Source organism: Nitratireductor sp. GISD-1A_MAKvit, assembly GCF_040819555.1.
GTDB lineage: Bacteria > Pseudomonadota > Alphaproteobacteria > Rhizobiales > Rhizobiaceae > Nitratireductor.
Genome location: NZ_CP161920.1, coordinates 1,363,882 through 1,388,775, shown reverse-complemented (window position 1 = coordinate 1,388,775; position 24,894 = coordinate 1,363,882). Strand labels below are relative to the sequence as shown.

The following is a 24,894-nucleotide window of genomic DNA, read 5'->3' as shown; positions in this document are numbered from 1 at the left end:
TTAATGAACATTAATTTCCTGTTAACCATGTGCGTCTACCTATTGTTAACCATACCCGGCACCAACGCGTGACGTCGCCGGGCGGCTGAACAAAGGGGTGATCACGTGGCCAGCATCATGACCAACACATCTGCAATGGTGGCACTGCAGAGCCTGAAAGCGACAAACAAGTCCATGGACGTGGTTCAGGGGCGGATCTCAACCGGATACCGGGTCGCCGAAGCCAGTGACAATGCGGCCTACTGGTCCATCGCCACCACCATGCGCTCCGACAACAAGGCATTATCCGCAGTACAGGACGCACTCGGTCTCGGCGCCGGCAAGATCGATACCTCCTACACCGCTATGAACAATGTTTTGGAAGCGGTCGATTCCATCAAGTCCAAACTGGTAACAGCACGCGGCGCAAGTGCCGAAAACCAGGGCAAGATCCAGGCCGAGATCAGCATCCTGCTTGACCACATCAAGAGCGCAGCCACCGGCGCAAGCTATGCAGGCACCAATGTTCTGGCAACGGACGATACCGGCAATATGGAGGTTGTCTCTTCATACAACCGTTCCGCCGGCGGCACGGTCTCGGTCGGAACAATCCAGATCGACATCGCCAGTGTGAAACTGTTCGCCGCAGGTGGCCTTCCCGGCGGTCTGGCCGACGACATCATGCTCATCGACATCGTCACCAATGGCACCGATGCGGATATCGACGGTTATCTGACAGATGTGGAGACAGCTCTCTCCAGCATGTCCAATGCAGCCGCAGATCTCGGCGCTGCAAAAACCCGCCTCGATTTGCAGAAAGACTTCGTGTCCAACCTCATGGATTCGATCGAGCGCGGTGTTGGTCAGCTCGTCGATGCAGACATGAACGAGGAATCGACGCGGTTGCAGGCCCTGCAGGTCCAGCAGCAACTCGGCATTCAGGCTCTTACCATCGCCAACCAGAACGCGCAGAGCATACTGGCGCTGTTCCAGTAAGCGTCTTCCCCGCTGGTCCCGCATTTCTGCCTATGGAGCCCTGACCGGGCTCCATTTCATTTTCGCACAAGCTTCAAGCTCTAGTCTCCCTCTCAGAATTCGTATGGGAGCAGTGGGCGTTGCCTGAGCAGATTCAGACCGTTTTTGATAACCTGAAAAGCCTCGGGGCCCGTCGCCTCGCGCTCCTGGGCGGAACGCTCGCGCTGGTCATGGCCGTCATCGTGGCGGGCGCCGCCTATCTCAACCGGCCCGCCTATGAAACACTGTATGTCGGGCTCGAACGTTCGGATGTAAACCAGATCGGACTGGTACTTGGAGAAGCAGGTATCGGCTTCGACGTGATTTCGGATGGAACTGCGGTTCTTGTGCCCGCCGGCAAAACCGCACAGGCCCCGCATGCTCCTGGCAGAAAAAGGGCTGCCCAGCAGCACCAACGCGGGGTATGAGCTGTTTGACAATGTCGGCTCCCTCGGGCTGACCACCTTCATGCAGCAGGTCACGCGCGTTCGTGCGCTTGAAGGCGAAATCGCCCGGACCATCCAGTCGCTGGCGGGCATCAAGGCAGCGCGGGTTCACATCGTCATGCAAGAACGCGGGTCCTTCCGAACGGAGGAACGCCAGCCATCCGCTTCGGTCGTGATCCGTGCATCAACCCTGGATGCCACGAATGCCGCCTCTTCCATCCGATACCTGGTTGCTGCCGCGGTCCCGGGTCTGGACCCGGAAAAAGTGACCATTCTCGATTCAACCGGAACGCTTCTTGTTGCAGGCGACGACCCGGCAAACAGCACGGCACAGAGGTCCATCAGTGTGGAGCGGACCGTCGAGAACCAGATCGAACAGAACATTCGCCGCGCTCTGTCTCCCTATCTCGGACCGGACAATTTCCGTGCAAGCGTGAAGGCCGATGTCAACACCGACGCACGCCAGATCGAGGAAGTCATCTACGATCCTGACTCTCGTGTGGAACGCTCCGTCCAAGTGGTCCGCTCCAGCGACAGCGCCAACCGCGAGACCGCAATCCAACCCACTTCCGTGGCACAGAACCTCCCCGAGGACGACACCGGAGCAACTGCCGGCCCGAAATCTTCCGAAGAAAGCGAACGGCGGGAAGAAACCACCAACTACGAACTCAACACGAAGCGCATAGCAACCACCAGCAATGGGTACAGTGTCGAAAAAATCTCTATCGCCGTCGTGGTGAACCAGGCCCGCATCATGGAGATTCTCGGACCGAATGCGACGCCGGATCAGGTGAACGAGCGTGTGGCGGAAATCCAGACAGTGGTCGCTTCTGCCACCGGGTTCAACGACACACGTGGCGACATCATCAATGTGTCTGCAGTTGAATTCATTGACGGACTTGATGGAACGCCGATGCCTGAGCCCGGCATCTTCGATGCGATAGGTCAACACACCGGAACCCTCATCAATGCGGCCGCATTCATCCTCGTCGCCTTCCTTGTCACATGGTTTGGCCTCAAGCCACTGGGCACCAGCCTGATGCGTCCGATGATCGCCCAGGATGCCACAGACGGCGATGCGCAGCGTTCCCTGCCGAACCTCGGTGAAGAGCAGGCACAGCTCATGAATGGCGCACATGAAGATCCGGAATTCGAAGAAGACGAAACCTACGGAACTCACCGCCTCAAGATTCGTCCTGCTCCGCAGGAGCGGCTGGCACGCATGGTGGACCTAAACGAAGAGCGCACCGCACAGATTTTGCGTAAGTGGGCAAGCGCCGAGGCGGAGGCTGGCTGATGCCTCCTGCACTCTCGCTACTCGACGTTTTGCCGGACTTCGGCAGTCCCCTGCCGAGGGTACCGGAGCACGAACAGCCTGCGCAACGGTTCGATCCGCTCGCAGACACCGGTGCCACGCCTCCGGAGCCTGATATCGTTCCTCAGCTCCAGACACAGGCTGACGACAGGATAGCTGCAGCGGAAGCTGCCATTGCCGACCGGCTCGCACAGCAGCACGCTCATGAACTGGAACAGGAGCGGCAGCGCCACCAGGAAGAACTGGCATCTGTGCGCGCCCAGCTTGCTGAAGCGGCAGGCCAGACCATCAACAACCGATTTGCCGAGCTGGAAACACAGGTGGTGGACCTCGCAACTCGAGCCACGGCCAGAATGCTGGGCACCGTTCTGACAAGCGATCTGCAAAAGCGTTCTATCGCAGAGCTTGAGCGCGTGCTGCACGCCGCCCTCGAAGATCGAGAATCCTTACGCATCCGTGTCAGTGGTTCCCCGGCGTTGTGGGACGCGTTGAAAACGGGGCTCGGAGAACGCGCCAACCAGGTCGACTTTGCCGAAACCGACAGCTTCGATCTCAGCATTTCAATTGGCGAGGAACTCTTCGAAACACGTCTGACGGAGTGGTCGGATACATTGGCAGGGTTGATCTCATGAGTGTGGCCGAAAGCGAAGAACGCGCGCCGGAGATCATCATCGTCCGCCGGGGCGGTGGCGACGAGGACGAGGGCCATCACGGCGGTGCATGGAAGATCGCTTTTGCGGATTTCATGACCGCAATGATGTGCTTTTTCCTGGTTATGTGGCTGATCAACGCCACGGACGAAGACACCAAAACCGCACTTGCCAGCTACTTCAATCCGGTCAAGCTCATTGACAGGAACACAAGCAGCAAGGGGCTGGAAGACGTGGAGGGCGACCCTGTCGACACGGCACCGGATGATGTCGAGGTCGACGCTCCCGGCGCACCTTCACAAAATCAGGATCAGACATCCGGCCCCATGAGCTTCGAAAGCGCGGTCGGGCAGTCCGACCTGCAGAAGCATTCCGATGAAAACCTGTTTTCAGATCCCTATGCGGTTCTGGCAGAAATCGCTGCCGATACCGATACGATGCAAAACATTTCCAGCAGGGGCGAAGGCGGGGCGCGGGATGCCGGCCCTTCCTCGGGGGCCTCGGGTGGAGAGTCCTACCGCGATCCATTTGCTCCCGATTTCTGGTCGCAGCAGGTTGCCCGTCCGCAGATCGGTGTGCAGGGCGATCCGGACGACGCGCGCGACAACCCGGCCGGCAGCGATGTTGATGTCTCCTCCAATGGGTCTCACACGCCCCCCATGGTTTCCCGGGAAGCGGCCGGCGAAAGTGAAGGCCGAGCCATCGCTCTGGAGCCAATTGCCGATGCCGAGCCCCTTGCTCCCATCGAAGAGCCCGAGCCGCTGCCAAACAAAACCGCCGCCGCTGAAGTAACGGACACGGATCCGCAGGACGGCACACCCCCTCCCTCACCTGAGCAGTTGCGCGAAGAGCGCAGTCAGCAGCTGGCTGAAGAGATCAGGGAGAAGCTCGAAGCAAGGTTTGAAGGCACACCGCTGGAAAGTTCCATCGCGGTGGTGGGAACGAATGACGGCGTCCTCGTTTCCATTTCCGACGATCTGGAAGACGGAATGTTTCCGGTGGGATCGGCGGTGCCGCAACGTGAACTCGTTCTTGCCATGGACAAGATCGGGCAGACGCTTGCCGAGCAGCCAGGAAATGTGAGCGTGCGCGGTCATACCGATGGGCGCCCCTTCCGCAGCGACACCTATGACAACTGGCGTCTTTCCACCGCGCGCGCCCAGGCCGCCTATTACATGCTGGTGCGCGGGGGCCTTAATGAAATGCGCATCGAACAGGTTGCCGGCTTTGCAGACCGCAAGCTCAAAGTGCCGGAAGACCCTTACGCCAGCGCGAACCGTCGCATCGAAATCTTTCTGGAAGTGCCGCAATGAAAGCAGCGCTGAAGCTTGCCAGTGTCCTTCTCGCCGGCATGTTTCTCGGCACCGGGGGCCCCGTCTGCGCCGCCCCAATGCAACCCTACCAGATGGTCCGTTCCCTGCAGCGGTTGCAGGATCAGATCGCAAATGGCGATCACGCGGCGCTGCCGATGCAGCAAAAGCTCCTGAGCATCATCGATGGGCGCATCGTGAAGGCGCAGCCCGAGGACTTTTCCGATCCGCGAAATCTTCAGGCCCTGCTCATCTACGGTTTGAGCGGCGGCAATCCCAGAACATTGCAGGTCCTTTTTTCCCGGCTGCAGCTCGACGAGACGCAAACAAGGCTGGGTGAGGCCATCATAAGCTATACGTTTGGGGACTATAATGGTGCGCGAGCGATTCTTCGGGAGATCGATCCCAAATCGCTTCCGCCGGAAGTCGGGGCTCCCGTCGCCCTCGTCACCGCTACGGTGACCGCCCGGGAAAATCCGTATTTTGCCACGAGAATGCTCGATGAAGCCCGGCTTTTGAGCCCGGGAACCCTGATCGAAGAAGCAGCCCTGCGCCGGAGCATTCCACTGGCTGCCACCATGAAAGACACGCAAAGGCTCACGCGCGCAGCGGAGCAATATGTTCGACGCTTTCTCAGCTCACCCTACGCCACCCAGTTCGTCGACACTTTCGTTGCCGCCGTGGTGGAACTGCACGACACCGTGGATCTGTCCATGGTCGACGAAGTCACGGCTCAGATGTCGGATGAACAGGCACGCATCGTCTACCTCCGCCTTGCCCGAAAAAGCGCTATTGAAGGCTATGATCGACTTATAGCGTTCGCCTCGCAAAAGGCGATGTCGTTTGGCAAGGAAGAAGACCCGCGCGCAGTGCTCTATGCAAGCATGGCGTCGGTCAGCTCTGACAATGTCGATGACGTGCTTCAGGCGCTCAAGGGGATCGATCGCAATCGCCTTTCCGATGCAGACCGGGAACTGCTCGATGCCGCCAGAGCGGTTGCTGAAGCTGTTCTCGATGAACCCCGGCATACGGCGGCGCTCCCAGAACCCCGGCTGGAAGACGATGCAGGCATACCCGATCCCGCGCTCCCCGAGCCGGCAGAAAGCACGGCCGCGGATCAGGTTTCGAATTCAGAAATTCCGCAGGCCACACCCGGTCTTTCATTCCCTGATGACGCGGCGGACTCTTATCTGCAGGAAATGCGCAGCAAGCTAAGGGATATCGACGCGTTGCTTGAGAAGGAAAATGTCCAATGAACCCCGCTATCGGTCGCGGGATGCCAGCGACTGCGAACCCACTTGAGAGCAATTCTCGGAAGCAGGCCGACAGCCCAACCGACGCAGCCGGATTTCAGGAGGCATTGCGCGGTGATGAAAACAACCCGCATGAGCAGACGAACGCCGAAAAGACCCGAGAGCCGGGCTCTTATCTTTTTCGATGGACACTGCCGCAAAGGCTGAATGCACAATCGGAATTGCACGAAGTCGGTTCAGAAGAACTGCCTTCTGCGAGCGCGGAAGCACGGCCCGATCTGAAAATCGAGGAAGAAGCCATCGCTCCCGTAGAGGGAGCGGAACTCCTTGATCCTGCCGCCGCAAACACGCCTGCTTCCGATGGCGACGCAGATAGCCTCGCCCCCATCTCCGGTCGAGCTGCGACACTGCAACCCAACAGCACGGCAGGGGACGCTGTGCCAACGGGCGACGAAGCATCCGTATCGCCCCGTCATGAAAACGCGCAGTCTCCTCATTCGACAATCCCCCCGGCAGCGGACCGGCAGACTGGCGCGCGCGTTGCATCTGATCGCCCTGTCCTCCAGCAACCGGCACCCCAGGGCAAAGAGCAAGGTGTTGCCGGCGAACGCCCCCCGCAGTCCGGGACTGACTCGAAGGCGACACAGCCTGTCCGGTCGACAGGAGCAGAGGCGGTGCAGCGCATAGGAACCGACGGGCTGCTGCGCGAGAATTCCCAGCAACAACAGCAGGCGCAGCCACAGCAGCAACCCGAGATCCGCGTGATTTCAATCCAGCGCGCCCCCACACCTTCACCGGCAAGCGAGCAGCCATTGGCCACCCCACGCATGACATCTGGCGAGGCTTCCGCCCTGAACATCCCGCAGCAGGGCGAAGCAGGTCGCATGGTGCAGACGCTGAAAATTCAGTTGCACCCAGCCGAACTGGGCATGGTCACGGCCCGGCTTCGCATTGTTGCCGACCAGTTGACCGTCGACCTTCAGGTGGAGAATGCCGAGGCCCGGCACCGACTGGGCAGTGACAGCGATTCCATCGTCAAGGCGCTACGTTCACTCGGCTACGACATCGATCGTGTCACCGTGCAGCAATCGTCTCACGGTGCACAAAGCAATACCGCGTCGGGCGGCAACAGCCGCGACGGCGGTTTCCAGTCGCTTCACGAAGGACAAAGCGAGGGCAGTCGGTCACACGACAGGGGCAATGAAAAATCCAGCCGCGAACAGTCAGGGCGCAACGGCAAAGCGGCACAGGAAAGCGGTGATGTGGCGCAAAGCGGCATTTATATTTAGCCTCATCGCCCTCACCACGGGCGCCCATGCAGCGACAAACGCTTGCGAGAGCGAAATTCTCCGTGCTGCAGACCGCTATCAGGTCCCCGCCGGTATTTTGTACGCAGTCGGCCTCACCGAGACCGGTGTGAAGGGGAGTCTTCAGCCCTATGCACTGAACATCGAAGGCAAGGCCGTCTTCGCCCGCAGCGCTGGTGAAGCTCTGCGCAGCTTCGAAGAGGCGCGCGCACAGGGCAAGAAACTGATCGATCTTGGCTGCATGCAGATCAATCATCACTACCATCGCGATCAATTCCCGAATTTGAGCTCCATGCTCGACCCTCGCCGGAACGTTGATTACGCCGCACGTTTTCTTGTACGACTCAAGAAGCGGCACGGGTCGTGGTCCATGGCTGTGGCACGCTACCACGCCGGGCCTGACAACGACCCCGCTCAGAAGCGCTATGTCTGCCGTGTGATCGCAAACATGGTTGCCACAGGCTTCGGATCCTGGACCACCGAAGCGAAAAAGTTCTGCAACTCTTGATTGAATTCGACATCAAGAGCACATCAATTTCCGGCGAACCACGGGACTCCCCAATATTGACTCCTGAGAATTTATAGTTGTGCGTGATTCGCTCGACCAGTTACCACTTGTCATGGAAATTGATTCGGAGGGCGGGCCGGTGATTGTCGTTATAGACGAACGTGAATTGGTAACGGATGGGTATCATTCACTATTCAATCGGGAGGGCATTGCCAGCGCGGGCTTCGCCCCCGACGAATTCGGGGAATGGGTGGAAAGCGTCGCTGATGAAGAGCTGAAGGCCGTGAGCGCCTTTCTGCTTGGCCAGTGCAAGCAGGGCGACATTCGCGCCCAACGCATTCGTGAACGCTCCACCGCACCTCTCATCGCGCTGAGCGAACGCAATTCTCTCGACGACACTCTGCGCATGTTCGAATGGGGTGTCGACGATGTGGTGCGCAAACCCGTGCATATCCGCGAAATCCTGGCACGCATTACGGCGATACGCCGGCGCGCCCAGCAGGAGCCCGCGACCTACACGCAAATCGGCACCATGCGCATTTACTTCGACGGACGCGATCCGGAAATCGAGGGAAAGCCACTTCCCCTCCCGCGCCGCGAACGACGCATCCTGGAATACCTCGCGAGCAATCCCACGCGGCGCGTTACCAAAACCCAGATATTCAACGCGATTTACGGCATATTCGACGAGGATGTGGAAGAAAATGTCGTCGAAAGCCACATCAGCAAACTGCGCAAGAAACTGCGCGAGAAGCTGGGATCCGATCCAATCGATTCCAAGCGCTACCTGGGCTACCGACTGGCGGATGGATAATCCGCCCTTTTTTGTTCGGCATGCTCCACCACCAGTTTCACGCAAGTCACATCTTCTACCCTGCTTGCAATCGGCGTAGGATACGAGGAGACTTCCGATGGGCCTTTATGGCATGATGCGTACTGGTGTTTCCGGCATGGCGGCACAATCCAACCGGTTGTCCACCGTTGCCGACAACATCGCAAATTCCAGTACAAATGGTTACAAGCGCGCGAAGGCGGAATTTTCCTCGCTCGTCCTGCCTTCTTCGGGCGGGTCTTACAATTCGGGCGGCGTCACCACGTCGATCCGATACGAGATCTCCAAATCCGGACCGCTGCAATACACGACATCGGGAACCGACCTGGCAATCGAAGGCAACGGATTCTTCGTGGTCGAAGGGACCAATGGCCAGCCGTTCCTGACCCGCGCCGGCTCATTCATACCCAACGCTTCTGGCGAATTGGTGAACGCTGCCGGTTACAAACTCATGGGCTACAGCTATGCCAATGGTGTCCCGGCGGTCACCGCGAACGGCTATGCCGGCCTTGAAGCTGTCACCATCGCACAGTCGGAGCTGGTCGCAACCCCGTCACGCAACGGCACGCTCACGGCCAACCTTCCCGCCGGAGCAGATGTGGTTGCAGCGGCGGACCTGCCATCCGCCAACGCAGCCACCGCCGAATACACGCACAAATCCTCCCTCGTCGCCTACGACAATCTCGGCGGCAAGCAGCTCCTCGACGTCTACATGACAAAAACCGGCCCTGACACATGGGAAGTGGCCGTTTATGACCGTGCCGACGCAGCTCCGAACACCTCGTTCCCCTACGCGAACCCCGCGCTTGCAACAACCAACCTCACATTCGACCCCACCAATGGCAAACTCGCGGGCGGCAGCCCGACCGATATTTCATTAACGGTACCCGGTGGCGACACGTTGACGATCGACCTGTCCGACATGACCCAGCTGGATACGGGGTTCTCGGTGACAGGACAGGTGGATGGCAGCGCTCCTTACGCCATCGACAGCGTTGAAATCTCCGAGGACGGCACGGTCTTTGCGCAATATGCAGACGGTTCACGCCGCGCGCTCTACCGCATTCCGCTCGCCAATGTGCAAAGCCCCGACCAGTTGCAGGTGATCACCGGCAACGTCTTTTCGGAGAGCGCGGATTCAGGCGGGGTTCAGCTCGGATTCTCGGGGAGTGGCGGTCTTGGAAAGGTCACGCCCGGTGCCGTTGAGCGGTCCAACGTCGATATCGCCACCGAACTCACCGACATGATCGAGGCACAGCGGAATTACACCGCGAACTCCAAGTCATTCCAGACAGGCTCGGAGTTGATGGAACTCCTGGTCAACCTGAAACGCTAGGCTCGAATTCTGGAACGGGGAAGTGGAAAAAAGTAAATGTCTCTGACGTCCGCACTGAGTATCGCACAAACGGCACTTTTCAATACCTCGCGCCAGACCTCCGTTGTTTCACGCAATGTGACGGAATCAAGCAATCCAGACTACGCTCACCGCAGCGCCCTTCTCACCAGCATGGTGCCCGGTGCCCGTGTCGTGCAGATCAGACGCGCTGCTGATGAGGTGCTGTTCCGGCAGAACCTGGTCGCCATCTCCGCCTGGCAGGGACAGAAAACCATGTCCGGCGGGCTCGACATGATGCAGCTGCAGATCAACGGTGTAGATAACGCCAACGCGCCGGCCACAGCCATAGGCAAACTTCAGGAGGCGTTGCAGCTCTACGCCTCCACACCATCAAACTCCACTCTGGCACAGAGTGCGGTTCTGGCCGCACAACAGGTCGTGCGCTCGCTCAATGACGGCGCAGGCGCAATCCAGAATTTTCGCGCGGATGCCGATCGGGAGATCCTGGCCGCCGTCGACGATCTCAACTTCCTGCTGGATGAGTTCGAGACGGTAAACACCGAAATCGTCAACGGCACTCGCTCGGGTAGAGATGTCTCCGACGCACTCGACCGCCGTGACGCACTGCTGAAGAAGGTTTCGGAATACGTTTCGATCTCCAGCACCATTCGCCCCGGCAACGACATGGTCATCGTCACCGCCGATGGAGCCACGCTGTTTGAAACGGTCCCGCGCCCGGTCACCTTCACTCCCAACACGGCCTACGGTCCTGGAACGGTAGGAAACTCAGTTTATGTTGACGGCGTGCCACTCGTGCCCGGGAACGGCGGCAACACCAGCGCAAAAGGCTCCATTGCAGCCAGATTGCAGCTGCGCGACGACACCGCTCTTCAGATGCAGCGCCAGCTCGACGAAGTCGCGCGCGGTCTGATCACAGCCTTCGCCGAGACAGATCCAAGCGGCACGCAACCCGCGATGGCGGGCCTGTTCAACTGGGCAGGTGGGCCTGGGATACCGCCCGCCGGAACACTGATAGACGGGCTTGCAGGCGCGATCCGTGTCAATGCAGCATTCGACAAAGACGCCGGTGGTGACCCCAACCTGCTGCGTGATGGCGGTGCAAACGGAGCTGCCTATCTGCACAACACAACCGGTGCCGCTTCGTACTCGGACCTGCTGTTAGCCTACTCCAACAGGCTTGACGAGCCGACGACGTTTGATCCTCTGACCGGTCTCGATCCCAACCGCAGCGTCACGGCATTCTCGTTCGATGCCGTCGGCTGGCTGGAAGCCACCCGAAAACAGGCCGCAAGTGGAGCTGAGGGCAAGGAAGCACTGGCCGTACGTTCGGCAACCGCACTCTCGAACGCAACGGGGGTCAACATCGACAATGAGATGGCCCTGCTTCTCGACCTGGAAAACGCCTATGAAGCCTCCGCGCGATTGATCGCCGTCGTCGACGAGATGCTCAACGCTCTGATGCAGGCAACCCGATAGGGAGACCGCACATGAAAACCTCCTTCGTCTCCTCGCTGGCCATGTCCCAGACGTTGCGCTACCAGACGATGCGCATGCAGGCGGAGCTTGCCGAGGGCCTGAAGGAATCACAGACCGGTCGCCATGCGGATGTCGGCATCGCTCTTGGTGTTCACGCTGGCAGAAACCTCTCCATGGATCGAAACATCGATCGGCTGAAAGGGTTGATCGACGCCAACGTGCTTGCATCGAGCCGGCTTTCGGCGACACAGGATGCGATGACGCAGATCGGAGACATGGGCCAGAGCCTGCTCGCATCGCTCACCGCAGCCCGGTCCGATATCGATCAGGTAGACGTTTCCCGTGCCGAGGCCGAGCGCGTTCTGAAAACCCTCACCGGTGTGATCAACACCAATCTGAATGGCGAATACCTGTTTGCCGGAATCAACACCGATGTGAAGCCACTCGACGATTACCTGGCGGCCGGCTCGCCGGCCAAGGCAGCCTTCGATGCTGCCTTTGTGGCAAAGTTTGGCTTCACACAGTCCGATCCCGCTGCCGCATCCATCAGCGCTGCCGACATGGAGGACTTTCTCGACAATTATGTCGAACCCCAGTTTGTCGGCGCCGGGTGGAACACCAACTGGTCGAGCGCGTCTGATCAGAAGATCACAAGCCGGATCGCGATGAACGAGACTGCCGAAACGTCTCTGACCGCGAACGAGAGCGGAGTTCGCAAGCTGGCCATGGCAGCCGCCACCATCTCGGATCTGCTGAGCGGTCCGCTGGGAGACGAGGCACGCAGCACTCTGTACGAAAAATCTCTGATCCTTGTCGGCGAAGCCATTGCCGAGATCGCCAGCGCCCAGGCAAAGACCGGCATTGTCGAAAACCGCGTTTCAGATGCCAGCGAACGCATTTCTACGCAGGTGGATCTTCTGAAAACCCTCATCAAGGACAGCGAGGGAATAGACCCTTACGAAGCCGCAACGCGCGTGAACGATCTGAGAGCGCAGCTTGATGCATCATATGCGCTGACGGCGCGCCTCCAGCAACTTAGCCTGTTGAATTATCTTCGATAATCGACAGCCGGAATAACACGATCGGGAAGAACATGTACCAGTTTTCCTACAGCGAAGTTCAAACAGACTCGCTCGCCGATGCCCGGGACCGGGAAGAACAGGTTCTGAGCCGTTCCATCGAACTGCTCGAGGCCGCGCGCGACAAGGGTTCAGAGTCACAAGAAGCTGTCGAAGCAATTCATTTCATGGTGAGAGTGTGGACCACGTTCATCGACGATCTGGGCAATCCTGACAACGAAATGCCCAAGGAACTCCGGGCGAATTTGATCTCCATCGGCTTATGGCTGTTAAGAGAAGGAGAAGAGGTCCGCCAGGGACGCTCAAAAAACCTCGACGGCCTCATTGAAGTGTCGCAGATCATCCGTGACGGCATCCAGCAATGAGCACCTTAAAAATATCCCTGAAGGCCAATGAAAAAGTCTATGTGAACGGTGCTGTCATAAAAACGGACCGCAAGGTCACGCTTGAGTTCCTGAACAATGTTCAGTTTCTCCTGGAGAACCATGTCCTTCAGGCCGAACAGGCATGCACCCCTCTGCGTCAGCTCTATTTCACCGTTCAGATCATGCTCATCACGCCGGACAGTGCCGACGACGCCCGGAAACTCTTCAATCAGCTGCTTCCGAAGCTGCTCGTCAGCTTTACCAACGAGCGTATCCGCGCCGGATTGAAGCATGTGGAGGAACTGGTCGCCAACGGGCAGGTTTATGACGCGTTGAAGGAAATAAGGGCGCTCTATCCTGCAGAAGACGAGATCATGGCGCAAAACACGAAAACGGCGAGAGAAGCGCCGATTGCCGAGATGGCGGGAGAACAGGCATGAACGTCGAAGCAGCATCGGGCACATCCCAGGCCTACCAGAATGGCACGCAGCAAACGTCTGCGCCCCAGACCGTCGATTATCAGGCATTTCTTCGCCTGCTGGTGGCCGAAATGAAAAACCAGGATCCGACCAGCCCCATGGAATCCACCGATTACGTGGCGCAGCTGGCCACCTTCTCACAGGTGGAACAATCAGTGCAGGCCAACGCCAAACTGGACCAGATCCTTCAGGCCTCAGCCCTTGCCCAGGCGGGCAGTCTGGTCGGGCGCGAAATCACATCGGCAAACGGCGACCTGTCTGGCAAGGTTGCGGAGGTGCGCCTCTACAGCGATGGCGTGATGGCCATTCTTGAAAGCGGAGACAAGATCGCCGTGGGCCCCGGCGTGGTCATTCGCTAGGCGATGAACGAAGCTGACGCTCTCGATATCGTCCAGTACGCCATCTGGACCGTTCTGGTGGCCTCCAGCCCCGCCGTCATCGTCGCAATGGTGGTGGGTGTCGGTATTGCCCTCGTTCAGGCCCTCACGCAGGTGCAGGAAATCACCCTCACCTTCGTGCCGAAGATCGTCGCCATTCTGGTGGCCGTAGCGTTTTCCGCACCTTTCGTCGCCTCACAGATCTCGGGATTCAGCAACGTCATATTTCAGCGTATTGAAGGCGGTTTCTAAAGCGCCGCGCGCGCACCGCTCCTCTTTCACGCAAGTTTGAAACGCTAGCTTCAGCCGACAGGCGTGAATGCGCCTTGAAGCGAGTGGGAATCCGGCATGGCGTTGAGCGAAACAATAACAGGCGCAGAGACACGAAAGCACGGTCGCGATGTCGGCTTTGCCATCGGTATTGTCGTCATCCTGGCAGTTCTATTCCTTCCGGTGCCACCATTCCTCATCGACGTCGGTCTGGCGTTCTCGATCGCTTTGTCCGTTCTCATTCTAATGGTTGCGCTTTGGATTCAGAGACCACTCGATTTCTCATCCTTTCCGACCATCCTGTTGATCGCGACCATGCTGCGCCTGTCGCTCAACATCGCCACAACCCGCGTCATACTCTCCGAAGGGCACGAGGGGGCGAATGCCGCCGGCTATGTGATCGGCGGTTTCTCACGGATGGTCATGAGCGGCGACTTCGTGATCGGCCTCATTGTGTTCCTCATTCTCGTCGTGGTGAATTTCGTTGTGATCACCAAGGGGTCCACACGCATTGCCGAAGTCGGCGCCCGCTTCACGCTCGACGCAATCCCCGGCAAGCAGATGTCCATCGATGCAGATCTCTCGGCCGGAACGATCGACGACAAGGAAGCCCAGCGCCGTCGTGCGGAGCTCGAAGAGGAAAGTTCGTTTTTCGGTGCCATGGATGGCGCTTCGAAATTCGTGCGGGGTGATGCAATTGCCGGCCTCATCATCACCGCCATCAACATTGTGGGCGGCATTGCCATCGGTTATGCCCGCCATGACATGAGCGTTGGTGAGGCTGCCGACGTCTTCACCAAACTGTCGGTGGGCGATGGCCTCGTTTCGCAGATTCCAGCCCTGATCGTTTCGCTGGCGGCCGGCCTCCTCGTTTCCAAGGGCGGCACACGGGGATCGGCCGATCAGGCCGTATTCGGCCAGCTCAGCGCCTATCCCCGCGCACTCTTCGTCGCGGCAATGCTGCTGACAGTTCTGGGCCTCGTCCCCGGGCTACCCCTCGTCCCCTTCCTCGCCCTCGCCGGCATCATGGCCGGCATCGGCTACGCACTGCCGCGCCGTGCCCGTCAACGACTGGAGCAGGCCAACGAGGCACAGCGGCAGGAAGAACTCTCCCAGGAAGAGGAAGAGCGCAATTCCGTCAAATCCTCGCTGAAGACCGCCGAGATCGAACTGCTGATCGGTAAGCAGCTTTCCACACGTCTTCTCGCGTCGCACCAGGAACTGGCTTACCGCATGAGCAAAATGCGCAAGAAGTTCGCTGCACAGTACGGCTTCGTGGTTCCTGAAGTGCGCCTGACGGACGACTACTCCATTCCGCCCAAGAACTATCGCATCAAAATCCATGGCACCGTGGTGACGGAATACCAGATGCGCGTTGGCGAGCTTCTGGTGCTGGTCGGCAACAACCGGGTGCCGGACATGCCCGGAGAAGAAGTGAAGGAACCGGCGTTCGGCATGCGGGCCTATTCCGTACCTGAAATGTTCGCCGACGACCTGAAACGCGATCGCTACGCCTTTGCCGACAACATGTCGGTGCTTCTCACGCATCTCAGTGAAGTCATCCGCAACAATCTCCCACAGCTCCTGTCCTACAAGGACATGAAAGCCCTGATCGAACGCCTCGACCCCGAATACCGCAAGCTCGCCGATGAGATCTGCTCCTCACATATCACCTATCCGGGGCTGCAGGCGGTGCTCAAACTGCTTCTGGCGGAACGGGTCTCGATCCGCAATCTTCACCTCATTATCGAGGCCATTGCCGAGATCGCGCCCCACATCCGTCGCACGGAGCAGATCGTAGAGCATGTTCGAATCCGGATGGCACAGCAGATCTGCGGCGATCTCACGGAAGGCAACACGCTGAAGGTTCTACGCCTTGGCGGACGCTGGGACCTCGCCTTCCACCAGGCGCTCAAGCGCGATGCAAAAGGCGAGATCCGCGAGTTCGACATCGACCCACGCCAGCTGGAAGAATTCGGCCAGGAAGCAAGCGCCTCCATTCGCAAACATCTCGATGCCGGTGAACGCTTCGTGCTTGTCACTGCACCGGAAGCACGCCCCTATGTTCGCATGATCATCGAGCGGCTGTTCCCGACCCTTCCGGTGCTCAGCCATGTAGAAATGGCCAAGGGCGTCGAGCTTTCGGTGCTTGGTTCAATTTCATGAAACACGCCCTGTCCCGCTTGGTGAAAGCCTGCCCGCCTGTCCATCGGTACGGCGCGGCGGCAGCCAACTAACATGTTGGAGACCCCGCTTCTTGCTGCATTCCTGGCGTTCTGTCGCATAGGAGGGTGTTTTCTCTTCATGCCTGGCCTCTCCAGCGTGCGGGTTCCGATGCAGGTGCGTCTGTTTGCAGCGGTTGCTGCAACCCTCGCAATGCTCGCCCATCTCTGGGATCAGATCACGCCCCACGTCTCTACAGAACCCGGACCGCTTTTCCTGCTCATTGCGTCTGAACTTGCGATCGGTGGGCTGATCGGTCTGATTGCCCGTCTTTATGTGCTTTCACTGCAGTTCATCGCAACGGCGATGGCTATGTTCTCCGGCTTCGGCATGGCCGCCGGGGGCACCGCCATCGAAGAAGCCGAGGCCCAGCCTCCCCTCACCGCGCTCATTTCGCTTTCGGCACTGATGCTGCTTTTCATTCTGGACTTTCACCACCAGATCATCCGCGCGCTTGTCATCTCCTATGAACTGGCACCCATCCAAAGCCTGTTCGACCCGCAGGCAGCACTCGCCGACATAACCGACACACTCTCTGATGCCTTTTTCGTCATGATCCGGCTGGGCAGCCCCTTTCTCGCCTACGGCATTCTGGTCAATCTGGCCATCGGTTTCATAAACAAGCTGACACCGCAGATACCGATCTACTTCATCTCGCTCCCCTTCGTGATCGCTGGTGCCATCATCCTTCTGTACTTCGCCATACCCTCGCTGCTCAGCCTGTTTGGCGACGGGTTTTTCCCGATTTTCGACGGACGATAGGATCAGGAGCAGACCATGGCCACTCCCCGGCAAAAACGACTGCAGAAACTGGTTCTGGTGATGCAGCGCCTAAAAAACTTTCATCAGGCCCAGCATGCGGCGCATCTTGCCGCGGCTGCCGCAGCCGAAAATGAAGCGAAATCGATCGGCGAGACTCTGGATGACGGCACGTTGATGAGCGAGCTTTTCCCTGAGCTTTATCACAGGCGGGCATCCAATGCGCTCGAACGCAGCCGGGCCAGCAGCGAAAGAGCACGCCATGAGGCGCGAAACGTGCTGGAAGCAGATGCACGCGGCGACGCGCTGACCCGCGCCTATCGCGAAGCATCAGAACTCGCCGAACGCAATGACGCGGACAGGGAACGACTGGAGTTCATCGAACGCAGTTCGAAAAACGAGACTTAAGCCTGCCACAAGCTTGTTTTGGGATTATGGCAATAACGAAGATCAGCGATGGAGGACGCCGTGGCGATATCGCCTCCCGGCGACATTGTTTTGAACGTTGCGCGCGCCGCCGATCCGGCAAAGGCTGCCGCCGCCAGGGAGCGGTTGGCAGCAAGGTCGGATACAGCCGCGAACTTCTCGACAGTGATCGATCATCAATCCGCAGGTGTCTCGCGATCGGACGCCAACCCGCCATCTGAAGTGGAGAAGAAATTCGAGGCAATGGTTCTGCAGAACTTCATGCAGTCGCTTCTGCCCGAAGAGACATCGGCCGTTTATGGCGAAGGCCTTGCCGGCGAGATGTGGCGCTCCATGCTCGCACAGCAGTTGAGCGAGACACTCGCTGAGAAAGGCGGGATTGGCATCGCCCGAAATGTCCTTCGTGACTATACCGTGGAGAACGAAAAGCGGGTTCCCGTTGGTGCGGTCTCCTCCACACCGGAACAGGAAGAGGCAGGCCGGCGGACGCTCATGTCCACGGCCATGGTCGAGGAAATCGAGCGGCACACGGCCAGAACGCTTGGAGCACACCCTGCCACAAACCGCGATGAAACTGACAGCTGAAGCGCAACAAACGGATCGACAGTATGTATGAAATGACTTCCGCACCCTCCTCGCAGAAGGCTGCATTCTCCATGAACCAGCACGGCGGAGCCAGCGCACTTGCTATCATGCGCCGCATCGAGGAAACCATTGAAGCCGAAACACAGGCAATTCGCACTGATCCCGATTTCGATCTCAAAGCTTCCAACGCGCGCAAAAGCCGTCATCTTTATGAACTGACACGGGCACTGAAGGGGGCCAACGAAGCCGGTCTGGCCAGCGCCCATCGCGACGCCCTCCTTCGTCTTCGCGACAAGCTCGCCGAAAACGAAGCCACCATTCGCGCCCATATGAGCGCCGTCAATGATGTTGCGGAGCTGGTGCAAAGCGCGATCGAAAGTGCGCAGACCGACGGAACCTATTCTGAAAACGCGTTCGGACAGGCAGCGCCAGCATGATCAAATTCGTCCTGGCCGCCCTGTGGATCTGTGCGGTCTCGGTCGGAACGATGCTTTACGCGTTCCAGTTCTCGCAAGCCCGGAACAGTGCCGAGCCCCCACCCGCCTTCTTCGGCGGTCTGGACTATGTCAGTACAGACGTCATCTCGGTGCCCCTCATCAAGGCTGGTGCCGTTGACGGGTATTTCCTCACGCGACTTTCCTACTCCATCGATTCAAAAAAACTGAAAACTCTCAGCATCCCCGTGGAAACGATGCTGGTCGATGAAATCTATTCCTACCTCTACGCCAATCCCACGATCGATTATTCAAGTGATATGACATTCGACGTAGCGGCCTTTCGAGAAGGGCTTCAAAACAGCATCAATGAACGCGTCGGCGAAAAACTCATCCACGAAGTCTTCATCGAGCAGGCGGATTATCTCTCCAAATCCGAAATCCGGGATCAGACCGCACGTAGCCGCCTGGGTCCGGACGGGGCCCAGAAAGCAGCGTCGAACAGCGAAAGCCGCGAACACTAGGACCGGACCTGTTAAAATGGTCCTGACCCTGGCTCGGGAAACACCGGCTATCGGTTTACCGCGACCGTGAACTGGGCGGGATCTGGTTACGCCAGTTTCAAGCGATATTGCGCCAGTGAAGTCCGGTCAAAATCATTCAAATAAAACATATATAAAAAACCATCATTCTATATCAAATGTAAAATTGCAAGCCTGCAATAACATTTAGAATAAGTGTTATATATATAAATCAAAACTCAAAAAAATGCACGAATTATGCACTTTTGTTTTTCCGTGCCTCATTCCTGTCCAAAATCGATTTGCTAATATGGGCATAAGGCGTTGCCTTATACATAAAACGCATGCAAACAGTTCTTCGCCACTGCATTGAGTTCGATTGTTTTAGGTCGAGCGGCGGAGCACTGTTTGATCGCCGCTTCTGCGGACGAAAAGAGTATATTTTGGAGATTTACAGTGACGATGACGCAAACCAGGGCCGATATTTCACCGCCGCCCAATGAGAATGATTACCTGGAGGTTTTCGATACGCCTCCTCACACATCCTGCTTACCACCTCTGGCGACCGCCATCGGTTACAAGTTGCGCCGCGCACAGCTTACCGTGTTTCAGGATTTTCAAAAATCGTTTGCCTGCGTGAAGCTGAGACCGGCCGAATTTGCAGTGCTTTCCCTCATTGCCTCAAATCCGGGGCAAAAGCAGACAGAAGTGGCCGAACAGCTTGGCATCAAGCGCGCAAACTTCGTTGCATTGATGGATTGCCTGGAATCGCGTGGGCTGGCCGAGCGACGCAAAGGCGACATCGACCGTCGCTCTCATTCCCTTCATCTCACATCAAAGGGATTGGAGTTCATCGAAGAGGTTTCAAAGCTCTGGGCCCAGCATGAGAAACGCATTATTGAGCGGCTTGGCGGTGAGGAGAACCGGGACACGCTAATTGCCTTGCTGGACCGTCTTCTCGTGGGCAAGAAACGCGCAACGCTTCCCCGGGGATGAAATCAACAAACAATTTGACGTATACGTCAATACAGGTCTACTGTCTGCCTATCGGGCCGAAAGTGCCCACGTGCTGAGCGACGCTTGTGATCGCTTCACAAATATGGGTCAGGGAGAATACGCATGAGTATGGACGCTATCGCCGAGAAGGTAAAAGCCCGGGTCGCAGATTCCAGCTTTGGCAGTTCCGTGAAGTTTGATTGCGGCAGCGATGGCGTCATCGTGGTGGATGGGAACAGCGTTTCCACGAGCGATGCCAAAGCTGATTGCGTGATCAGCTTGGCAAAAGAGGATCTTGAAGCAATGATCGCCGGCGATCTGGATCCGACCGCTGCATTCATGCAGGGGAAACTCAAGGTCGACGGAGACATGTCAGTCGCCATGCAGCTTAGCCAGGTCCTTTAAAAAGAGCGCCCGGTCTCCCAAGATTCTGGGAGACCCGAAAACATGGAACGGATCGCTTTCATTCAAAGGCGATCCGTCATTTTTCAGGCGACGAGACTTGGTGCCGCATCTTCTGCGACGATCGGTCGGCCACACGGCTGCAGGATGCCCGAAGCGTCTTTCAACCAGCCCGGAACAAGCTCCAGCGCGAGCAGCCGATCCCTCTCGTATGGCCCCGGCATTGCCAGTTTGCCCGTCAGCAGGGCGCTGAAACCGAAGCGTTGGTAATAGGCAGGGTCGCCCACCAGCAAAACCGCACCATGTCCCAGCCGCTGCGCCTCCAAAAGGGCATGGCGCACAAGCGATGTCCCGACACCCCGTCCGGCAACCGTCCTCTCAACGGCAAGTGGCCCAAGAAGCAGCATCCCCGCTCCACCCCCCTGCGCACGGACGTTCCAAAGCCGTACCGAGCCTACCAGGCCTCCGGTTGCGTCAACTGCAGCGAATGCAAGCCCTTGCGCTGGCAACCGCTCGCGCCGCAGGGTCTCGGACGACTTCAGCCTGCGCTTTGGCCCCATGACGCGATCGAGCAGCGCTTCGCGCTCACCTTCATCCTGCGTGACTTCACAACGAATAAAGTAGACCGGAGCGACTGCCCCGCCAACCACAGACCCGTTCATGGCCGGTATCCCTGAAACCCGTAATCGACAATGCAACACCGACCCGCAATGAAGTGGCGGGCATTGGCCCTTCCCGTCTCAGATCACATAGGAGCGAAGCGGCTCGAACCCGTTGAAGGCCACGGAAGCATAGGTCGTGGTGTAGGCTCCTGTGCCCTCGATCAGCACTTCGTCGCCAATTGTCAGTGAAAGCGGCAACGGATAAGGGGTCTTTTCATACATCACATCGGCAGAGTCGCACGTGGGACCGGCCAGAACGCAAGGAGCTGTCTCCCCGCCATCATGTGGCGTGACCAGGGGATAGCGGATCGCTTCGTCCATCGTCTCTGCCAGACCGCCAAACTTGCCAATATCAAGGTAGACCCAGCGCACATTGTCATTATCGGCTTTCTTGGAAATCAGAACGACTTCCGATTTGATGACACCCGCATTGCCCACCATGCCTCGCCCCGGCTCGATGATGGTCTCGGGAATACGATTGCCGAAATGCTTGCGCAGCGCTGAGAAGATTGCCTGACCATAGGGCCCTGTGCCGCCGGGACGTCGCGCAGGTACCGTGTCGGAAAGCCACCGCCCATATTGACCATGCGAAGCACGATGCCTTCATCCGCCAGTGCGCCAAACACGCCACGGGCGTCTTCCAGCGCACGGTCCCATGCATCAAGATCCGTCTGCTGCGAACCGACATGAAAGGAAACCCCATAGGGGTCGAGGCCAAGCTTGCGTGCATGGCGCAGAACATCCACGGCCATAGCCGGCACGCAGCCGAACTTGCGCGACAGCGGCCATTCAGCGCCAGCGCCATCCGTCAGAACGCGGCAGAACACGCGCGATCCGGGGGCCACACGCGCGATCTTGTCCACCTCTTCTTCGCAGTCCACGGCGAAAAGACGAATGCCAAGCTCATAGGCGCGCGCAATGTCGCGCTCCTTCTTGATCGTGTTGCCATAGGAGATGCGGTCGGGCGTCGCACCTGCATTCAGCGCCATCTCTATCTCGGCCACCGAAGCGGTGTCGAAGCTCGAGCCCAGCTGGGCGAGCAGACGCAGGATTTCCGGCGCCGGATTGGCCTTGACGGCGTAGTAGATCTTGGAATCGGGCAGCGCCTTTTCGAAGGCGCAGTAATTGTCATGCACCACATCCAGGTCGACGACGAGGCAGGGACCATCGGGACGGCGGGTGGCGAGAAAGTCAAGAATGCGCTGTGTGGCCATCAGTCTCTCCAATTACGGCCTTCCTGGCCGCATTACCGAAGCTTCGTAGCTGCGAATGCCCTCAGGCATCCGCGGTGGACAAAGGACGCGGCATGCACACACTGGGGCCGGCAGGTGGAGAGCACCGGAACCAGGTCATGCGAGAACGCGCTACACGGCATTTCCGCCTTTCGGCGAACCTGCGCTTTGTCTGCCTCAGCTTTGGATGGGAGACCCCAACCGCACTGCCGGCAATGAAGGTGTGCCTCTTCAGTAACCCCGGCTTTTGGACAGCCGGCAGACACCAGAAAGGCCCGCACCGTCGTTGCTTCAAGATGTCCTCGGTCTAGCGGTTGGCCGTAAGACCGACTGGAGTGGTTAAGTCCAGGTACCGTACCGGTTTCCTCGCCATTTTCGAGGTCCGGCGGACACCCACAGGCACGTGCGACTTTGGGCAGCGCGGATATAGTGGCATCCACTGTCACAATCAACGATATTTTTTCAGTGCTTGAAAAAAAGTCTTCGAATACCGACCTTCTGCGCCAGAACAAGCGGAAAAATGAATGACAACGACGCGCGATACGCTGAACGCCTTCCTTGATTATGCTGGTGATCCCCTCGCCACCCCCGGGAAAGGGCCTCTCAATCGCCTCACGCTCGGGGTCAAAGACATCTTCGACATTCAGGGTTACCCCACCGGTGGCGGCAACCCTGATCGGGAGGCGGCGTTTCCGAACGCTGGAAGCACTGCGCCCGTGATACAGCGTCTGATTGACGCTGGCGCACATTTCGTCGGCAAAACGCAGACCGATGAACTCGCGTTCTCGATGATCGGGCAGAACGTCCACTTTCCGGCACCAGTCAATCGCGCGGCCCCGCAGCGCTTTACAGGCGGCTCATCGTCGGGCTCTGCGGCCGCGGTCGCCGGAGGGCTCGTCGACATTGCCGCCGGATCCGACACCAACGGCTCCATTCGTGCACCCGCCTCCTATTGCGGGCTGATCGGCCTGCGCACCACACATGGACGCATTTCCCTGGAGGGGGCCATGCCGCTTGCCCCCTCTTTCGACACGTTTGGATGGTTCGCGCGCGACGCGGCCTTGTATGCGCGCGTGGGTGACGTTCTTCTTGGTGAAGACACGCACGAGACACCTCTGACCAAACCCGTCAGAATCGGCGCGCTCGAAGCGCTCCTTTTCGGGGAAGCAGAGCAGGCAGCCTACGCATCCATGCTGCAGCAGACGCTGCGCCATTTCGGCAGGGAAGCAGCATTTCTCGCACTGCCTGGTACAATTGAGGGTCTGTTTTCCTGCTTTCGCACCATTCAGTCATTCGAAGCGTGGCAAAGCCACGGATCCTTCATCCGCACAAATAGACCACATCTCGGACCGGGAGTGAGAGAACGGTTTGAATATGGCAGTCGCATCACACCCGAAGTCGTGGCGGAAGCGCGCGCCCAACGCCACGTTTTCCAGCAGGAATTCAAAGCGCTTTTCGAAGACGATATGGTGTTGATCATGCCCACCCAGCCCACGGCGGCGCCGCTCAAGGGAGCATCGGAAGACGAACTCGACCGGTTCCGCAGCCTGGCACTCAGCCTGACATCCCTCGCCGGCCTGCTGGGCTGGCCGCAGATCACCATACCGCTCGGAAAGGTGCACGAAGCCCCCTTCGGCATCTCGCTTCTCGGTCCTGCCGGCAGTGATCGCCAGCTCATTCGCATGGCCACAGACATTCTCTCAAGAACCTGAAGGACACGCCCTTGGACACTCTCAGCCGCATGCGCGCCTTTGTCGACGTGGTGGAAGCGGAAGGCTTTTCGGCCGCTGCACGCAAGGTCGGCAAGTCGAAGGCCCTCCTTTCGAAATACGTGCGCGAACTTGAAGACGAACTGGGTGCGCTTCTTTTGAACCGCACGACCAGACAATTGTCCCTGACAGAAGCCGGCCACACCTATTACGCCCGCGCGGTGGAACTCCTGCGAGATGTCGAAGATCTCGCCGAAGCGGTACGCGATTCGTCCGGCGATGTGCGTGGCCGCATCAGGCTCTCCGCGCCACGCACCTTCGCAGATGCTCCCGTCGGCCAGTCGCTGATCGATTTTGCCAAGGCCTATCCCGACATCACCCTCGAAATCAATCTGGACGATCGATTTGTCGATCTGGTCGAAGAAGGCTTCGATGTCGCGATCCGCGTCACGAAACTTTCCGATTCTTCACTCATCGCCCGACGCCTCGCGCCCTTTCGTGTTGTCCTTTGCGCTTCCCCCGAGCTGCTCGCGCTCCATGGAGAGCCTTCCTCGCCGCTGGAACTGAGCCAACTGCCCTGCATCGTGGACACCAACAGCCGATACCGGCAGAACTGGCCCTTTCGCGACGGGGATGGCGAGATCGTCAATGTTCCGGTGACAGGCCGGATCGAGGTCAACAGCCCCATGGCTGCCCGCGCAGCCGCCCTTTCCGGGCTCGGCTTCGCCATTTTGCCCGACTTCATTGCCGATCCGGAGATCAGGACCGGCGGTCTGGTGCCCCTGCTTCAGGACAATGCCGCCAACGGCGCCGGCATCTATGCGATCTACCCGCATCGGCGCTACCTGCCGGCAAAGGTTCGCGCCTTCGTGGATTTTCTGGCACGCTGGCTGAAGGAAAATTATCCAGGCGCCTGACAGGTCGTCCA

Annotated in this window: 25 protein-coding genes and 2 pseudogenes; 25 read left to right on the top strand and 2 right to left on the bottom strand. The window is 58.6% G+C overall.

Features of this window, described 5'->3' with window-relative positions; all coding sequences use genetic code 11:
- The first annotated feature begins 105 nt into the window (after nucleotides 1-105).
- The 23 genes and pseudogenes from AB2N04_RS07920 to AB2N04_RS07810 all read left to right on the top strand — a co-directional run bounded on the left by AB2N04_RS07920 (nucleotide 106) and on the right by AB2N04_RS07810 (nucleotide 20,366).
- On the top strand, nucleotides 106-975 hold the full coding sequence (locus tag AB2N04_RS07920) for a flagellin (protein ID WP_367718159.1): 870 nt from the start codon (nucleotides 106-108) through the stop codon (nucleotides 973-975).
- Nucleotides 976-1,094: 119 nt separating this feature from the next.
- Nucleotides 1,095-2,736: pseudogene (gene fliF / locus AB2N04_RS07915) on the top strand (flagellar basal-body MS-ring/collar protein FliF).
- The gene (locus AB2N04_RS07910; RefSeq protein WP_367718157.1) at nucleotides 2,736-3,386 is read left to right on the top strand and encodes a hypothetical protein; all 651 of its coding nucleotides are present in this window, start codon (nucleotides 2,736-2,738) and stop codon (nucleotides 3,384-3,386) included. Before fliF ends, AB2N04_RS07910 begins: the two are co-directional and overlap by 1 nt.
- The gene (locus tag AB2N04_RS07905) at nucleotides 3,383-4,717 is read left to right on the top strand and encodes a MotB family protein (RefSeq protein ID WP_367718156.1); all 1,335 of its coding nucleotides are present in this window, start codon (nucleotides 3,383-3,385) and stop codon (nucleotides 4,715-4,717) included. The genes AB2N04_RS07910 and AB2N04_RS07905 overlap by 4 nt, the downstream gene beginning before the upstream one ends.
- The gene (locus AB2N04_RS07900; RefSeq protein WP_367718154.1) at nucleotides 4,714-5,970 is read left to right on the top strand and encodes a chemotaxis protein; all 1,257 of its coding nucleotides are present in this window, start codon (nucleotides 4,714-4,716) and stop codon (nucleotides 5,968-5,970) included. Before AB2N04_RS07905 ends, AB2N04_RS07900 begins: the two co-directional genes overlap by 4 nt.
- Nucleotides 5,967-7,256, top strand: coding sequence for a flagellar hook-length control protein FliK (locus tag AB2N04_RS07895; RefSeq protein WP_367718152.1), 1,290 nt, complete (start codon nucleotides 5,967-5,969; stop codon nucleotides 7,254-7,256). The genes AB2N04_RS07900 and AB2N04_RS07895 overlap by 4 nt, the downstream gene beginning before the upstream one ends.
- A complete protein-coding gene (locus AB2N04_RS07890) occupies nucleotides 7,228-7,782 on the top strand; it encodes a transglycosylase SLT domain-containing protein (RefSeq protein ID WP_367718150.1) in 555 nt (184 codons plus the stop codon). Before AB2N04_RS07895 ends, AB2N04_RS07890 begins: the two co-directional genes overlap by 29 nt.
- A 139-nt stretch (nucleotides 7,783-7,921) precedes the next feature.
- Entirely contained in the window at nucleotides 7,922-8,596 is a 675-nt protein-coding gene (locus AB2N04_RS07885; protein WP_367718148.1) for a winged helix-turn-helix domain-containing protein, read from the top strand.
- Between the two features lie 97 nt (nucleotides 8,597-8,693).
- On the top strand, nucleotides 8,694-9,950 hold the full coding sequence (locus AB2N04_RS07880) for a flagellar hook protein FlgE (RefSeq protein ID WP_367718147.1): 1,257 nt from the start codon (nucleotides 8,694-8,696) through the stop codon (nucleotides 9,948-9,950).
- A 36-nt stretch (nucleotides 9,951-9,986) separates the two neighbouring features.
- On the top strand, nucleotides 9,987-11,447 hold the full coding sequence (flgK, locus tag AB2N04_RS07875; protein ID WP_367718146.1) for a flagellar hook-associated protein FlgK: 1,461 nt from the start codon (nucleotides 9,987-9,989) through the stop codon (nucleotides 11,445-11,447).
- Between the two features lie 11 nt (nucleotides 11,448-11,458).
- Nucleotides 11,459-12,508, top strand: a complete 1,050-nt coding sequence (locus tag AB2N04_RS07870) for a flagellar hook-associated family protein (RefSeq protein ID WP_367718145.1) — start codon at nucleotides 11,459-11,461, stop codon at nucleotides 12,506-12,508.
- Between the two features lie 32 nt (nucleotides 12,509-12,540).
- Nucleotides 12,541-12,891 carry a flagellar biosynthesis regulator FlaF gene (gene flaF / locus AB2N04_RS07865; RefSeq protein WP_367718143.1) on the top strand — a complete coding sequence of 117 codons (351 nt, stop codon included), beginning with the start codon at nucleotides 12,541-12,543 and terminating at the stop codon, nucleotides 12,889-12,891.
- Nucleotides 12,888-13,331, top strand: coding sequence for a flagellar biosynthesis repressor FlbT (gene flbT, locus AB2N04_RS07860; protein WP_367718142.1), 444 nt, complete (start codon nucleotides 12,888-12,890; stop codon nucleotides 13,329-13,331). Before flaF ends, flbT begins: the two co-directional genes overlap by 4 nt.
- Entirely contained in the window at nucleotides 13,328-13,729 is a 402-nt protein-coding gene (flgD, locus tag AB2N04_RS07855) for a flagellar hook assembly protein FlgD (protein ID WP_367718141.1), read from the top strand. The genes flbT and flgD overlap by 4 nt, the downstream gene beginning before the upstream one ends.
- Nucleotides 13,730-13,732: 3 nt before the next feature.
- On the top strand, nucleotides 13,733-13,999 hold the full coding sequence (gene fliQ, locus AB2N04_RS07850; RefSeq protein WP_007008607.1) for a flagellar biosynthesis protein FliQ: 267 nt from the start codon (nucleotides 13,733-13,735) through the stop codon (nucleotides 13,997-13,999).
- Nucleotides 14,000-14,095: 96 nt separating this feature from the next.
- Nucleotides 14,096-16,183, top strand: a complete 2,088-nt coding sequence (flhA, locus tag AB2N04_RS07845; protein ID WP_367718140.1) for a flagellar biosynthesis protein FlhA — start codon at nucleotides 14,096-14,098, stop codon at nucleotides 16,181-16,183.
- Between the two features lie 72 nt (nucleotides 16,184-16,255).
- Nucleotides 16,256-17,002, top strand: coding sequence for a flagellar biosynthetic protein FliR (gene fliR, locus AB2N04_RS07840; protein ID WP_367718139.1), 747 nt, complete (start codon nucleotides 16,256-16,258; stop codon nucleotides 17,000-17,002).
- 15 nt (nucleotides 17,003-17,017) lie between these two features.
- Entirely contained in the window at nucleotides 17,018-17,407 is a 390-nt protein-coding gene (locus AB2N04_RS07835; RefSeq protein WP_367718137.1) for a hypothetical protein, read from the top strand.
- Nucleotides 17,408-17,467: 60 nt separating this feature from the next.
- Nucleotides 17,468-18,010, top strand: a complete 543-nt coding sequence (locus tag AB2N04_RS07830; protein WP_367718135.1) for a rod-binding protein — start codon at nucleotides 17,468-17,470, stop codon at nucleotides 18,008-18,010.
- Nucleotides 18,011-18,033: 23 nt separating this feature from the next.
- Nucleotides 18,034-18,447, top strand: coding sequence for a hypothetical protein (locus AB2N04_RS07825; RefSeq protein ID WP_367718134.1), 414 nt, complete (start codon nucleotides 18,034-18,036; stop codon nucleotides 18,445-18,447).
- Nucleotides 18,444-18,968 carry a hypothetical protein gene (locus tag AB2N04_RS07820; protein WP_367718133.1) on the top strand — a complete coding sequence of 175 codons (525 nt, stop codon included), beginning with the start codon at nucleotides 18,444-18,446 and terminating at the stop codon, nucleotides 18,966-18,968. Before AB2N04_RS07825 ends, AB2N04_RS07820 begins: the two co-directional genes overlap by 4 nt.
- Before the next feature lie 366 nt (nucleotides 18,969-19,334).
- The gene (locus AB2N04_RS07815; protein ID WP_367718132.1) at nucleotides 19,335-19,961 is read left to right on the top strand and encodes a MarR family winged helix-turn-helix transcriptional regulator; all 627 of its coding nucleotides are present in this window, start codon (nucleotides 19,335-19,337) and stop codon (nucleotides 19,959-19,961) included.
- A gap of 123 nt (nucleotides 19,962-20,084) precedes the next feature.
- A complete protein-coding gene (locus AB2N04_RS07810) occupies nucleotides 20,085-20,366 on the top strand; it encodes an SCP2 sterol-binding domain-containing protein (RefSeq protein ID WP_367718130.1) in 282 nt (93 codons plus the stop codon).
- A gap of 83 nt (nucleotides 20,367-20,449) precedes the next feature.
- On the opposite strand, the gene AB2N04_RS07805 is transcribed toward AB2N04_RS07810, so the two are convergent.
- Both AB2N04_RS07805 and odc2 read right to left on the bottom strand, forming a co-directional pair.
- The gene (locus tag AB2N04_RS07805; protein ID WP_367718128.1) at nucleotides 20,450-21,025 is read right to left on the bottom strand and encodes a GNAT family N-acetyltransferase; all 576 of its coding nucleotides are present in this window, start codon (nucleotides 21,023-21,025) and stop codon (nucleotides 20,450-20,452) included.
- A gap of 78 nt (nucleotides 21,026-21,103) precedes the next feature.
- Nucleotides 21,104-22,239: pseudogene (gene odc2, locus AB2N04_RS07800) on the bottom strand (ornithine/lysine decarboxylase).
- Nucleotides 22,240-22,781: 542 nt separating this feature from the next.
- On the opposite strand from odc2, the gene AB2N04_RS07795 reads away from it, so the two are divergent.
- On the top strand, nucleotides 22,782-23,969 hold the full coding sequence (locus AB2N04_RS07795; protein WP_367718127.1) for an amidase: 1,188 nt from the start codon (nucleotides 22,782-22,784) through the stop codon (nucleotides 23,967-23,969).
- 11 nt (nucleotides 23,970-23,980) lie between these two features.
- The gene (locus AB2N04_RS07790) at nucleotides 23,981-24,883 is read left to right on the top strand and encodes a LysR family transcriptional regulator (protein WP_367718125.1); all 903 of its coding nucleotides are present in this window, start codon (nucleotides 23,981-23,983) and stop codon (nucleotides 24,881-24,883) included.
- Nucleotides 24,884-24,894 lie beyond the last annotated feature (11 nt).

What these genes read in the sequence shown, in the direction of transcription:
- AB2N04_RS07910 (WP_367718157.1), top strand. Translation starts at nt 2,736, where the DNA reads ATGCCTCCTGCACTCTCGCTACTCGACGTTTTGCCGGACTTCGGCAGT.
- AB2N04_RS07905 (WP_367718156.1), top strand. Translation starts at nt 3,383, where the DNA reads ATGAGTGTGGCCGAAAGCGAAGAACGCGCGCCGGAGATCATCATCGTC.
- AB2N04_RS07900 (WP_367718154.1), top strand. Translation starts at nt 4,714, where the DNA reads ATGAAAGCAGCGCTGAAGCTTGCCAGTGTCCTTCTCGCCGGCATGTTT.
- AB2N04_RS07895 (WP_367718152.1), top strand. Translation starts at nt 5,967, where the DNA reads ATGAACCCCGCTATCGGTCGCGGGATGCCAGCGACTGCGAACCCACTT.
- AB2N04_RS07890 (WP_367718150.1), top strand. Translation starts at nt 7,228, where the DNA reads ATGTGGCGCAAAGCGGCATTTATATTTAGCCTCATCGCCCTCACCACG.
- AB2N04_RS07880 (WP_367718147.1), top strand. Translation starts at nt 8,694, where the DNA reads ATGGGCCTTTATGGCATGATGCGTACTGGTGTTTCCGGCATGGCGGCA.
- flgK (WP_367718146.1), top strand. Translation starts at nt 9,987, where the DNA reads ATGTCTCTGACGTCCGCACTGAGTATCGCACAAACGGCACTTTTCAAT.
- AB2N04_RS07870 (WP_367718145.1), top strand. Translation starts at nt 11,459, where the DNA reads ATGAAAACCTCCTTCGTCTCCTCGCTGGCCATGTCCCAGACGTTGCGC.
- flaF (WP_367718143.1), top strand. Translation starts at nt 12,541, where the DNA reads ATGTACCAGTTTTCCTACAGCGAAGTTCAAACAGACTCGCTCGCCGAT.
- flbT (WP_367718142.1), top strand. Translation starts at nt 12,888, where the DNA reads ATGAGCACCTTAAAAATATCCCTGAAGGCCAATGAAAAAGTCTATGTG.
- flgD (WP_367718141.1), top strand. Translation starts at nt 13,328, where the DNA reads ATGAACGTCGAAGCAGCATCGGGCACATCCCAGGCCTACCAGAATGGC.
- fliQ (WP_007008607.1), top strand. Translation starts at nt 13,733, where the DNA reads ATGAACGAAGCTGACGCTCTCGATATCGTCCAGTACGCCATCTGGACC.
- flhA (WP_367718140.1), top strand. Translation starts at nt 14,096, where the DNA reads ATGGCGTTGAGCGAAACAATAACAGGCGCAGAGACACGAAAGCACGGT.
- fliR (WP_367718139.1), top strand. Translation starts at nt 16,256, where the DNA reads ATGTTGGAGACCCCGCTTCTTGCTGCATTCCTGGCGTTCTGTCGCATA.
- AB2N04_RS07835 (WP_367718137.1), top strand. Translation starts at nt 17,018, where the DNA reads ATGGCCACTCCCCGGCAAAAACGACTGCAGAAACTGGTTCTGGTGATG.
- AB2N04_RS07825 (WP_367718134.1), top strand. Translation starts at nt 18,034, where the DNA reads ATGTATGAAATGACTTCCGCACCCTCCTCGCAGAAGGCTGCATTCTCC.
- AB2N04_RS07820 (WP_367718133.1), top strand. Translation starts at nt 18,444, where the DNA reads ATGATCAAATTCGTCCTGGCCGCCCTGTGGATCTGTGCGGTCTCGGTC.
- AB2N04_RS07810 (WP_367718130.1), top strand. Translation starts at nt 20,085, where the DNA reads ATGAGTATGGACGCTATCGCCGAGAAGGTAAAAGCCCGGGTCGCAGAT.
- AB2N04_RS07805 (WP_367718128.1), bottom strand. Translation starts at nt 21,025, where the DNA reads ATGAACGGGTCTGTGGTTGGCGGGGCAGTCGCTCCGGTCTACTTTATT.
- AB2N04_RS07795 (WP_367718127.1), top strand. Translation starts at nt 22,782, where the DNA reads ATGACAACGACGCGCGATACGCTGAACGCCTTCCTTGATTATGCTGGT.